The sequence below is a fragment of the Sporichthya polymorpha DSM 43042 genome (assembly GCF_000384115.1).
Classification (GTDB): domain Bacteria; phylum Actinomycetota; class Actinomycetes; order Sporichthyales; family Sporichthyaceae; genus Sporichthya; species Sporichthya polymorpha.
The window spans coordinates 904,392-915,735 of record NZ_KB913029.1; the positions used below are offsets into that span (position 1 = coordinate 904,392).

General features: G+C 73.6%; 10 protein-coding genes. 1 reads left to right on the forward strand and 9 read right to left on the reverse strand.

Annotated elements, in window-relative coordinates:
* Positions 1 to 11: 11 nt before the first annotated feature.
* Entirely contained in the window at positions 12 to 1,553 is a 1,542-nt protein-coding gene (locus SPOPO_RS0104445) for an acyl-CoA carboxylase subunit beta (protein WP_019873579.1), read from the reverse strand.
* The gene (locus tag SPOPO_RS0104450) at positions 1,550 to 2,704 is read right to left on the reverse strand and encodes an acyl-CoA dehydrogenase family protein (RefSeq protein ID WP_019873580.1); all 1,155 of its coding nucleotides are present in this window, start codon (positions 2,702 to 2,704) and stop codon (positions 1,550 to 1,552) included. The genes SPOPO_RS0104445 and SPOPO_RS0104450 overlap by 4 nt, the downstream gene beginning before the upstream one ends.
* A gap of 55 nt (positions 2,705 to 2,759) precedes the next feature.
* Between SPOPO_RS0104450 and SPOPO_RS0104455 the strand changes: the two genes are divergently transcribed.
* The gene (locus SPOPO_RS0104455; RefSeq protein ID WP_211210850.1) at positions 2,760 to 3,380 is read left to right on the forward strand and encodes a TetR/AcrR family transcriptional regulator; all 621 of its coding nucleotides are present in this window, start codon (positions 2,760 to 2,762) and stop codon (positions 3,378 to 3,380) included.
* Between the two features lie 73 nt (positions 3,381 to 3,453).
* Here SPOPO_RS0104455 and SPOPO_RS0104460 read toward each other — a convergent pair whose 3' ends face one another.
* From SPOPO_RS0104460 to SPOPO_RS0104490, 7 genes are all read right to left on the reverse strand, one after another.
* Complete coding sequence (locus tag SPOPO_RS0104460) at positions 3,454 to 4,596, reverse strand: MFS transporter (protein WP_019873582.1); 1,143 nt, start codon at positions 4,594 to 4,596, stop codon at positions 3,454 to 3,456.
* Between the two features lie 328 nt (positions 4,597 to 4,924).
* Positions 4,925 to 5,182, reverse strand: coding sequence for a hypothetical protein (locus SPOPO_RS0104465; RefSeq protein WP_156869563.1), 258 nt, complete (start codon positions 5,180 to 5,182; stop codon positions 4,925 to 4,927).
* A 20-nt stretch (positions 5,183 to 5,202) separates the two neighbouring features.
* Positions 5,203 to 5,844 (reverse strand): response regulator, encoded by a 642-nt coding sequence (locus tag SPOPO_RS0104470; RefSeq protein ID WP_019873584.1) that lies wholly within the window; start codon positions 5,842 to 5,844, stop codon positions 5,203 to 5,205.
* A gap of 19 nt (positions 5,845 to 5,863) precedes the next feature.
* On the reverse strand, positions 5,864 to 6,871 hold the full coding sequence (locus tag SPOPO_RS0104475) for a sensor histidine kinase (RefSeq protein ID WP_019873585.1): 1,008 nt from the start codon (positions 6,869 to 6,871) through the stop codon (positions 5,864 to 5,866).
* A 10-nt stretch (positions 6,872 to 6,881) separates the two neighbouring features.
* The gene (locus tag SPOPO_RS0104480; protein WP_019873586.1) at positions 6,882 to 8,630 is read right to left on the reverse strand and encodes an ABC transporter ATP-binding protein; all 1,749 of its coding nucleotides are present in this window, start codon (positions 8,628 to 8,630) and stop codon (positions 6,882 to 6,884) included.
* Positions 8,627 to 10,282: an ABC transporter ATP-binding protein gene (locus SPOPO_RS0104485; RefSeq protein WP_019873587.1), complete on the reverse strand. Its 1,656-nt coding sequence runs from the start codon at positions 10,280 to 10,282 to the stop codon at positions 8,627 to 8,629. Before SPOPO_RS0104485 ends, SPOPO_RS0104480 begins: the two co-directional genes overlap by 4 nt.
* 16 nt (positions 10,283 to 10,298) lie before the next feature.
* Positions 10,299 to 11,324: an ABC transporter substrate-binding protein gene (locus SPOPO_RS0104490; protein ID WP_019873588.1), complete on the reverse strand. Its 1,026-nt coding sequence runs from the start codon at positions 11,322 to 11,324 to the stop codon at positions 10,299 to 10,301.
* Positions 11,325 to 11,344: the final 20 nt, after the last annotated feature.

Consider the following 11,344-nt stretch of genomic DNA (forward strand, 5'->3'; position numbering starts at 1 on the left):
GGTTGGGAACGTCAGACCGGGCTGATCAGGTGGTGTCGTCGGCCGCTGCGCCGGGTCCAGCCCTCGGCGTCGGCGAGGCGGGCGACGAGCTCGGCCCGCAGCGCCGCCGGCGGAACGACGGCGTCCACGACGAGCTCGCCGGCGAGGCGGAGCAGGTTGAGGTCGCGCTCCTGCTCGGCGGTGCGCGCGGCGACGAAGGCGGCCCGCTCGTCCGGGTCGGCAATGGCGGCGATCTTGTTCGCGTACACCGCGTTGGTGGACGCCTCCGGCGACATCGGGCCGATCGTCGCCGTCGGCAGCGCGAGGGTGGCGCGCGGTGAGAACCCCGGGGCGCACATCGCGTAGTTCCCGGCGGCGTAGGACTTGCGCAGCACCACGGAGATCTTCGGGACGTCCGCGCTCGACATCGCGGCGATCAGCTTCGCGCCGTGGCGGATGATCCCGGCCCGCTCCACCGCCGCGCCCACCATGAAGCCGGGCACGTCGTGCAGGAACAGCAGCGGGACGTTGTAGGCGTCACACATCGAGATGAAGCGCGTCGCCTTGTCCGCGGAGTCGACGAAGATCGCGCCGCTGCGGACGCTCGGCTGGTTCGCGACGAGCCCGACGACCCGGCCGTCGAGCCGCGCGAGGCCGACGACCATCTCCTGCGCCCACCGCGCCTTGATCTCGAAGAACGACCCGGCGTCGACCACGCCCTCGATCACGTCGCGGACGTCGTAGGGGGTGTTCGGGTCCGCGGGGACGACGCCGTCGTGCAACGCGCGTTCGGGCGGGACGCCGGGGACGGACGCGGGCGGAGATCGGTAGTCGTCGGGCAGGTACGACAACAGCAGGCGCGCGGCGGCGATCGCCTCCCAGTCCGAGCCGAATCGCTCGTCGGCGCAGCCGGAGACCGACGTGTGCATCTCGGCGCCGCCCATCTCCTCCAGGCTCGTGATCTCGCCGGTCACCTTCTCCGCGACGCGGGGGCTCGCGAGGTACATCGACGCGTTGCCCTCGACCATCCCGACCCAGTCGCAGAACGCGGGCATGTAGGCGCCGCCCGCGGCCGACGGCCCGAGCAGCACGCAGATCTGCGGCACCCGGCCGGACAGCGTGACCTGCTGGTGGAAGATCGCCGACGCCCCGCGGGGGCCGGGGAAGAAGCCCAGCTGGTCGGTCAGCCGGCCGCCCGCGGCGTCGACGAGGTAGACGACCGGCAGCAGGTCGCGGTCGGCGCGCTCCAGGATGCGGATCTGCTTCTCGCACGTTCGCGCGCCCCACGAGCCGGCCTTGACCGTGAAGTCCGAGGCGATCACCGCGACGCGGCGCCCGTCGATCCGGCCGACGCCGGTGACGACGCCGTCGGCCGGGAGGACCTTCGCCGGATCAGGATCGCCCGCGCTCGCCAGCAGGCCGTCCTCGACGAAGCTGTCGGGGTCGAGCAGGAGCGCGAGCCGTTCGCGGACCGGCAACTTGTCCGGCCACCGCGCCGCGTGCTCGTCGGCCGAGACGTTCCCCCGCCGCGCGTGCTCCTGCGCGGCGAGGACGTCCGCCGTCCCCGGGCTCAAGGCACGAGCCCCTTGGTGAGGATCTCGAGCTGGATCTCGTCGGTGCCGCCGCCGATCCGCAGGATGCGCGCGTCGCGGTAGTGCATCGCGACCGGGGTCTCCTCGACGAACCCGGCGCCGCCGAAGAGTTGCACGGCGTCGTCGACGATCCGGTTGGCCGCGACGGCCGCCAGGTACTTCGCCTGAGCCACGGTCTTGAGCGCGTCCGGGTGCCCGGCGTCGAGGCGGGCCGCGGACTGATGGGTCATCAGACGCGCGGCGTCGAGCTCGATCTCCATCGTCGCGAGGCGGTGGCGGACGGTCTGCAGCCCGATCAGCGGGGCGCCGAACGCCTCGCGGTCGCGGACGTAGTTGCGCGCGAGATCGAGACACTCCGCCGCGTGTCCGAGACCCATCCCGGCGAGCGCGACCCGCTCGAGCTGGAAGCCCTCCATGATCTGCTGGAACCCGCGGCCCTCGGTGCCGAGCACCGCGTCGGCGGCGACCGGCACGTCGTCGAGGATCACCTCACGGGTGTCCGAGGAGTGCCAGCCCATCTTCGTCAGCGGGTTGCCGAACGAGAGCCCGGGAGCATCGGCCTTGACCAGGAACAGCGTCACGCCGCCGTGCCGGTCGGAGCTGGTCCGCGCGCCGACGATCAGCACGTCCGCGAGCGCCGCGTTGGTGATGAACATCTTGCGGCCGTTGAGGACCCAGCCGGCTGCCCCGTCCGACAGTTCGGTTCGCCGCGCCGTCGACGTCATGCCCGCGACGTCGGAGCCGGCCTGCGGTTCGGTGACCGCGATCGCGGCGATCGCCTCGCCGTCGCAGAGGGCGCGGACCCACCGTTGCTGCTGCGCCGCGGTGCCGTGCCGGACCAGGTGCGGCCCGGCCATGTAGGCGCTGACGAGCGCGGTGACCGCCAGACCACCGCTGGCGCGGGCCAACTCCTCGGACAGGATCGCGACCGCGAGCGAGTCCGTGCCCGAGCCACCGAGCTCCTCCGGCGTCGTCAGGCCGAGGAGGCCGGCCGCGCCGAAGCGCTTCATCAGTTCACGCGGGAACGTCCTGCTCGTCTCGGCCTCGACGACCAGCGGACGGACCTCCCGGTCGACGAACGACCGACAGGTCGCACGGAAGGCCACGTGCTCGGCGCTCAGTTCCCAGCTCATCCGGTTGCTCCCCGGGTTCTCGACCGACTGGTCGGTCGACGGTACCCTGTTGTTCGTGACGACAACAAGCCCGACCCGGGCGGACGCCCAGCGCGTCCGGGTGGTGTCGACCGCGGCCGAGATCTTCAGCCGTCAGGGCTTCCGCGCCACCTCCATGAACGAGATCGCCGCGGCCGTCGGGCTCTCGAAGCCCACGCTGTACCACTACTTCCGCAGCAAGGAGGAGCTACTCGTCCGGATCTACTCCGAGGTCCTGGCCGAGAGCGTCGAGGAGGCCCGCGCCCTCGTCGCCGCCGCCCCTTCTCCCCTGGAGGCAATCCGCGCGCTGATCACCGCGCGCGTCGTCTACACCTGCGAGAAACAGCAGCTGCTCAAGGTCTGCTTCGAGGAGGAGCACGAGCTCCCCGCCGACCTCGCCGACGAACTGCTGGCCCGGCGCAAGGAGTTCGAGGACCTGTTCCTCGACGCCGTCACCGCTCACCTCGCTGCCCACCGCGCGACCCACCCGGACGCGCCGGCCGGCCCCCTGGAGGAGATGGCGCCGCGCGTGTACGTGAACACCTGCCTGGGCGCGATCAACTGGTGCTACAAGTGGTACCGCCCGTCCGGCCCGGCCACGCCCGCCGAACTCGGCCGCCAGATCGCGGCGACCCTCACGGCCCCCCTGGAGCGTTGACAAAGGGTGACACCCCTTGTCGACGGTTTACAAAGGGTGTCACCCCTTGTCGACGAAGGGGGTGGGGCGGGGCTCAGCGCTCGAAGGCGAGAAGGCTCGCGAGGGAGGGGAGCTTGACCTCGGCCTGCTTGAGGGCGCCGACGAGGCCGAGGGTGCAGCCGACGGCGAGGGCGGCGAGGGCGTAGGAGGCGTCGACCGGGGTCAGGGCGACGGCGGCGCCGACGATCCAGCAGACCTGGAACCCGACGGCGTAGCGGACGACGACGCGGCGGCGGCCGGCCGGGCAGGTGAGCTGCTGGGTGAGGCCGTCGAAGGCGACCTTGCCGGCGGCCCAGGCGAACGCGGAGCTGAGCGCGACCGCGAAGGACCACACCGCGCGGCCGTCCCACGCCGCGGAGGCGGCGGTGAAGGCGAGCACGGCGAGCAGGGTCGGGGGCAGCGCCCACATCGGCATGAACGGACGGGCGGCGCCGGCGGTGAACGTACCGAGCGCGCCGCCGATCACGGCCGCGGCGACCAGCGCGGAGAACAGCGCCGGGTTGTCCTTGGCCGAGAAGGCGAGCAGGAAGGTCAGGAAACCGGTCGCGAACCGGATGACGGCCAGCGCGACGCCGGCCGCCACGGTGCGGGACGGCAGGCGGGCGGCGTCCCCGTCGATCACGAGGTCGCGGTCGACGGCGTCGATCGCACGCTCGCCCGGGACCCGCGGCAGGACCACGAGCGCGGAGAGCGCATAGGCGCCGACGGCGACGAACAGGGCGCCCGAGGAGGCGCCGGTCAGCGCGACGACCGCGGTGGCGATGCCGGCGCCGATCGCGCTGGCGATGTTCACCGTCGCGGACAGCCAGGTGTTGGCCCAGACCAGCGAGCGGTCGGACGGCAGGATCTCCGGAACGTACGCGGTGCGGGCGATGCCGTGCACCCGCGACGTCACCAGCAGCGCGAGCGCCAGCGGGTACAGCGCCGCGGTCTCCACGCCCCCGATCAACGCGGCGGCCAGGCCGACCCGGATCGCCGAGGCGAGGAACAGCGTGTGCCGGAGTTGCTTTGCGTGCCGGGCGAGCAGCCCGTCGACGACCGGCGTGAGCAGTGCCACGGGCAGCATCGCCAGCGCCAGGTACAGCACGACCTGCTGGCGCGCGGCGTCACTCGGAGCCGTGAAGAAGATGGTGTTCGCGAGCGCGATCGCCACCATCACGTCGCCCGCGGCGTGCATTGCGACCGCCGCGGTCAGACGCGAAAAAGGGCGGACGATCCTACGGTTCTCCCGTGCGGACGCAGCGTCAGACACGCCGTCCACAGCCGCCCCCGTATTGCTCATGTCAGTTGGGTACCACACGGGATCGCTCTTACGCGGTCGTGTGACCAACCTGTAGGTGAACGCTGGGGGCATCTCGCTTGGACGCGCGCAACGGTCTGTCCGTTCCTGGGCGAATTGATCCCCGTTGCCCACGTCGGCCGTCTCCCTCCCGTCGGCGTAGTCCCCCGACTACCAGAGTTATCGGCCGGGATGTGCGGCACCTGTGGGCCCGGTGGGTATTCGCTCAGGCGCGGCGCAGCACCCGGTCGGGACCGACCTCCAGAGCGCCCGCGGGTTCGTCCGCGGCGTCGGGATTCCAGGCGGTCGCGACCGTCCACACGACCGCGACGAACGGCACGGCCAGCAGCGCGCCGAGGATCCCGGCGAGCGCGGTCCCGGCCGTGAGGCTGAGCAGGACGAGCACCTGCAACGCCCGACCGGCCACCCGGCCCAGCACGTCCTGCTGAGGCGGCGGAGTGAGCCGAATGCGCCGCGCGGTCACCCGTTCGCACTACCCGGTTCTCAGGGTTCGATCAGCCCGGCCCGGATCGCGTAGCGGGTGAGCTCGGTGCGGTCACGCATCCCGAGCTTGGAGAGAACGTTGGCCCGGTGCCGCTCGACGGTCTTGACGCTGATCGTCAGCGCCTCGGCGATCTCCTTGTTGGAGTGGCCCTCGGCGATCAGCTTCACGACCTCGTCCTCGCGCGGGGTGAGCGCGCCGCCCGGGAGGGGCTCGCCGCGCCGGTTCCGGTCGAGCACGTCGCGGACGAGGACGCTGAGCGCCCCGGCGTAGACGAACGGCTCACCCCGCATCGCCGCGCGGCAGGCGGAGATCAGGTCCTGGTCCGCGACGGACTTGAGCACGTAGCCCGAGGCGCCGACCTTGAGCGCCTCGAAGAAGTACTGCTCGCTGTCGTACATCGAGAGCAGCAGGATCCGCATCGCCGGGAAGCGCCGGTGCAGCTCGCGCGCGGCCTGGAGCCCGGTCATCCGGGGCATGGCGACGTCGAGCACGGCGAGGTCGATCTCGTGCTCCTTCACCGCGGCGACCGCTTCGGCCCCGTCCCCCGCCTCGGCGACGACCGCGAGGTCGGGCTCGGCGTCGAGGATCAGCCGCACACCGCGTCGGACGAGGACGTGGTCGTCCGCGAGCAGGATCCGCACCGCTGTTTCTGGCGCCACGTCAGCTGACCCCCGCCCGCGGTCGGAGGGGGACGAGCATGCGGACCTCGGTGCCACCGCCGGAGCGGGATCCGACGCGCAGGTCGGCTCCGATCAGCAGCGCCCGCTCGCGCATGCCGCGGATGCCGGCGCCGTCCTCGGCCCCGCGCAGCCCGTGGCCGTCGTCGGCGACGCGCAGCACGACCGCCTCGCCCTGCCGGGACAGGGACAGCTCGACGCGGTTCGCGCCGGAGTGCCGGGCGGCGTTGGTCAGTCCCTCCTGCGCGACGCGGTAGACGACGAGCTCGGCCTGCGGGTCGAGCGCGGGCAGGCCCGGGGCGAACCCGCGCCGGACGGGCAGGCCGGTGTTCTCGGTGAACTCCGACGCGAGCGCGGCGAGGGCGGAGAGCAGCCCGAGGTCGTCGAGGACGCCGGGGCGCAACCGTCGCGCGACGCGGCGGACCTCGTCGAGGCTCGCCCGCGCGGACTCCTGGATCAGCTCGAGCTCCTCGGACAACTGCGGCGGCGCCTGGTCGGCGACCCGCTTGAGCCCGAGCAGCACGACGGTCAGGGACTGCCCGATCTCGTCGTGGAGCTCGCGCGCGATCCGGGCGCGCTCGGCCTCGGTCGCGGCCAAGGCGGCGGCCGCGCTCGCGCTGCGCTCGGCCTCCAGCCGGTCGAGCATGGCGTTGTAGCTCGCGACCAGCGCGGCGACTCCACCGGTGCCGGCGTCCGCCGGCGAGACACGCTGCCCCGGGCGGAGCAGGTCGACACTGCTCATCTGGCGGCTGAGCCGGTCGAGCGGGGCGAGCCGGTTGTGCAGCAGCAGCCCGTTGGTGACGAGCATGACGGTCAGCCCGACGGCGAGGACGATCGCCTCGGAGAGCACGACCCGCGTCGACACCGTGGCCGGCGACAACGCCAGGGCGACGGTGCCGACCACGAAGACCGCTCCGTTGATCGCGATGACCCACCAGAACAGGGGCAGGTCGAAGGACTTCCCGGAGCTCCTCGTCGGCAGCAGCTTCACGCGTCCATCCTCACGCCGTCAGCGTCGCCCACAGCCGCGCGTAGGCGCCACCCGCCCCGGCGAGGACGGCCGGGGTTCCGCGCTCGACGACGCGACCGTCGCGCAGCACGACGGCGGCGTCGCACCGGTCGGCGGTGTGCGGCCGGTGCGCGACGACGATCACGACGCGGTCGGCCGACAGCCGGGCCATCGCCTCCCCGACCGCCGCGTCGAGCCCGGCGTCGAGCACGCTGGTGGCCTCGTCCAGAACGAGCACCGCGGGGTCCGCCATCGCGACCCGCAGCAGCGCGACGAGTTGCCGCTCCCCCGTCGACAGCCGCGACCCGGCCGGGCCGACGTCGGTGCGCACGCCGTCGGGCAGGGAGTCGATCCAGCCCCGGACGCCGAGGCGGTCGGCGGCGGCCTCGACCACGGCGTCGTCGACCTCGGGCGTCGCGATGCGTGCGTTGTCGGCGACGGTGCCCGAGAGCAGGAACGTCTCCTGCGGCAGCAGCATCAGCCGCTGCCGGCGGGCCCGCGACGACGCCGCGGCGAGGTCGACGCCGCCGAGCGAGACGGTGCCGGCCGTCGGGGTCAGCAACCCCGCGGCCAGGCGGCCGAGCGTCGACTTGCCCGAGCCGGTCTCGCCCACGACCGCCAGGTGCTCGCCCGGCCCGACGCGCAGGTCGACGTCGACGAGCGCCGGCTCGCGCTCCGCGCCCGGGTACCGGTAGCCGACGCCACGCAGTTCGAGCTCGCCGCGGGCGGGCAGGTCGACGCCGGTGTCGTCGCCGGCGGGCACGGCGCGGTCGGCCAGTTCGGCGACGCGGACGAAGGCGGCCCGGGCCGAGAGGACCTCGTCGAGCCGGCCGATCGCCTGGCTCAGCGGGCCGTAGACCCCGGTGAGGGCGAGGATCGCGGCGGCCGCGGTGCCGACGCTGACCCGGCCGTCGGTGACGAGCAGGCCCGCGCCGACGACGACCGCGGCGGTGCCCGCGGACTGGACGACGATCAGCGTCGAGTAGAACCAGTTGCGCAGCGCGGCCGCGGCGAGCTCCGCACGGACCAGGTCCGCCCCGGCGGTGCGCACCGTCTCGAGCCGCCGCTCGCCCGCGCGCAGGGCCGCGATCGTCGCTGCGCCCTCGACGGTCTCGGTGACGACCCCGAGCGCGCGGCCGTTGCTCGCGTACAGCGCCGGGTAGACCACGGCGCTGCGGCGCAGGAGCCACCGCCCGGCGAGGACCGCGGGCGGGAGCGCGAGCATCGCGATCAGCATCAGCTGCGGGGCGAGGATCCCGACCGCGACGAGACCGCCGACGACGAGGACGAGGTCGCGCACGAAATCCGGGATCAGGTTCTCCACCGCGGAGGTGAGCGACTCGATGTCGCTGGTCGCCCGGGCCTGGACGTCACCGCGGGGCGCGGTGACGTGGTCGGCGAGGTCGCGCGCGAGGACGCCCGCGAGCACGCTGCACCGCATCCGGTGCAGGACGCGCTGCGCCAGCGTCGTCATCAGGTACGTGCGCAGACCGCCGACGAGACCGGTGAGCAGCAACAGCCCCAGCGCGAGCCCGACGGCGAGCCGCAGCGCCCCGGCGTCGCGCGCGAGCATGCCGGAGTCGAAGGCGTAGCGGACGACGCTCGGGCCGGCGGCGACGAGCGCGGCCGAGACGACGACCGTCGCCAGCGCACCGCCGAGCCGCCACCGCTGCGCGCGCAGCTCCGCGGCGACCGTGCGGCCCAGCGCCGTCCGACCTCCGCCGGCACCCGGGCGCCTCACGGGGTCACCGCCGCGCCGTGCCAGACCGGGGCGTCGAGGGCGAGGACGTCGGGGAATCGCCCACGCAGCAGGGGATTCGCGGACACCACGACGAGGACGCCGGATCGCCAGGCCTCGCTCAGCCCGCCGAGCAGGGCGTGCTCTCGGACCGGCTCCAGGCCCCCCGTCGCGCCGTCGAGGATCAGGACGGCGGGGCGGGCGAGCACCGCACGGGCGAGCGCGATCCGCTGCCGTTCGCCTCCGGACAGCGAGACCCCGCGGTCGGCAAGGACGGTGTCGAGCCCGTCCGGCAGCGCGGCGAGCAGGTCGTCGGCGCGGGCGAGCCGGAGGGCGGTGAGCAGGTCGGCGTCGGGAGCGGCGGGGGCGCCGAGGCGCAGGTTCTCCGCGAGGGTCGCGGCGAGCAGGAACGGCTCGGGGCCGAGCCGCAGCACCGTGCGGCGGCGCTCGTCCGGGCTCAGGTCGCGCAGCGGCCGGTCCCCCAGGCGCACCTCGCCGCGGGTCGGCTCGCGGTCTCCGGCGAGCAGCTCGGTCAGCGTCGTCTTGCCCGACCCCACCGGCCCGACGACCAGCGTCGGGCGGCCGGGGGCGAAGTGATGGTCGAGCCCGTCGAGGATCGGCAGCACCCGCTCGGGGTGACGCACCATCAGATCAACGGCGACCAGGCCGTCCCCGAGGGGCGGGGTAGGACCGACCGCGTCCTCGGGCTCGCCGGGGTCGCCGAGTTCGGCGAGACGACCGCCGGAGACGACGGCCGAGCGCAAGGCGACGATGCCGTAGCCGACCGAGCCCATCGGCTCGACCAGCACCACGGCGAGGCCGATCGCCGCGACGACCTCCCCGACGCCGAGCCCGCCGTCGACGACGCGCTCACCGCCGACCCACAGCAGCGCGATCACCGTGATGCCGGAACAGACCTCGAGCACCGGGGTGAAGAACAACCACCACCGGCCGGCACGGGTGTAGCGGTCGCGCACCGCCTCCGAGCGCCGCTCGATGCCGCGGAGCACGCCGTCGTCGGCGCCCGCGCCGCGAATCGCGACGAAGCCGGAGAGCACCGCGTGGGCGTCGGCGACGTACGCGGCCAGCGCGGACGAGGTCTGCTCCGAGTGCCGCTTCCACGCCACCGAGCCCCACCACATCGCCGACACCGCGACGACGGCGGCCAGCACCGCGACCAGCGCGAGGACCGGGTCGATCACGACGAGCGCGGTGAGGACGACCGGGATGATCGCCGCCTGCGCGACGATCCACGACACGGACCCGGCCGCGGTCGCGACGGCCTCCATGTCCGCGGTCGAGCGGGCCACGACCTCCGACGCGGGCCAGCGGTCCCGGTGCGGACCGTCGGCACGCAACGCAGTCGCGGAGATCCGGTCCCACAGCACGACGGTCGTCCGGGCCTGGGCGGTGGTCTCGCACCAGTGGCGGGCGGCGTCGGCCGCCGCGGTCACGACGCCGACGCCGAACAGCGCGGCCGCGCCCCACCACACGGCGACGGTGTCGCCGTCGACGATGGCGCGGTCCACGACGACGCCGAGCAGGATCGGAACGGCCGCGACGGCGATCTGCCACGCCAGCCCGGCGGCCACGCCGCCGGCCAGCGGGCCCGGTTGGCTGCGCAGGACCTCGCGCAGCACCGGGTGCCGGCTCACGGGGTCTCCGCGACGCTCACGCGGTGCCGGCGCGGTCGACCACCTCGCGCTCGATGTCGTCCAGGATCCGGTGCAGCTGCGGCAGGTCGCCGCCGTTCCAGGCGCTGACGAAGTGGGCGTTGCCGGAGCTGACGACCTCGAGCCGCTCCCACAGCGGGGACTTCAGCGTCGTCAGGTTGTCGACGACGACGTCGTCGTCGGTGTTGATCAGCAGGATGTCGGCCTCGTCGAGGACCGAGAGGTTCTCCTCGCTGAGCTCGAGGTAGCCGTCGACGGTCGCGGCCGGGAAGTCGGGCCTCGCGAAACCGAGCGCGGTGAAGATCGCGTTGGGGGTCTGATCGATGCGCACGCCGATGAACCCGGCCGAGTCGAAACGGACGACGGCGAGCTTGCGCGTGTTCACCCCGGCGTCGGCGGCCTTCTGGCGCAGGACGTTGATGCGGCCCTCGTAGCGGCGGATCTCCGCCTCGGCCTGCTGCTCGCGGCCGATCGCCGCGGCGATACCGCGCACCGTCTTCTTCACGTCCTCGTCGGTGCCGGAGTCGTAGTACTCGGCGTACGCGTAGGTCGGCAGGGCCGCGCGGTACCGGTCGACGTTCTCCTTGTTGTACTCCGCGCCGACGGCGAGGATCAGCTGCGGCGCCATCGCGAGGACCTCCTCGAGGTCCACGGTCCAGCCGTCGTCGGCGACGACGTTGGTCATCGAGCCCGCATCCGGCGAGATGTAGTCGGCGCTGATCCCCTCGGGCAGCGCGGTCGCGACCGGCGTGACGCCCAGCGACATCAGGTGCCCGTACGTGCTCACCGAGTCCGCGACGACCTTCGTCGGGGCGACCGGAATCTCCGTCGGCCCGAAGGCGTCGTCGACCGTCCGCGTGCTCGGGGCACTCGGGCCGGGCGTTCGCGACTTCAGCAACGTGTCCTCGTCGTCGGAGCAACCGGCGAGCAGCGCGGCGCCGAGACCGCCGACGCCGAACAGGAAGTGACGCCGCGTCGAGTCGTCGACGACGTGCGAGGGGTGCTCCAGCAACAGGGCGGGCATGGACGGAACCTCCGAAGTCG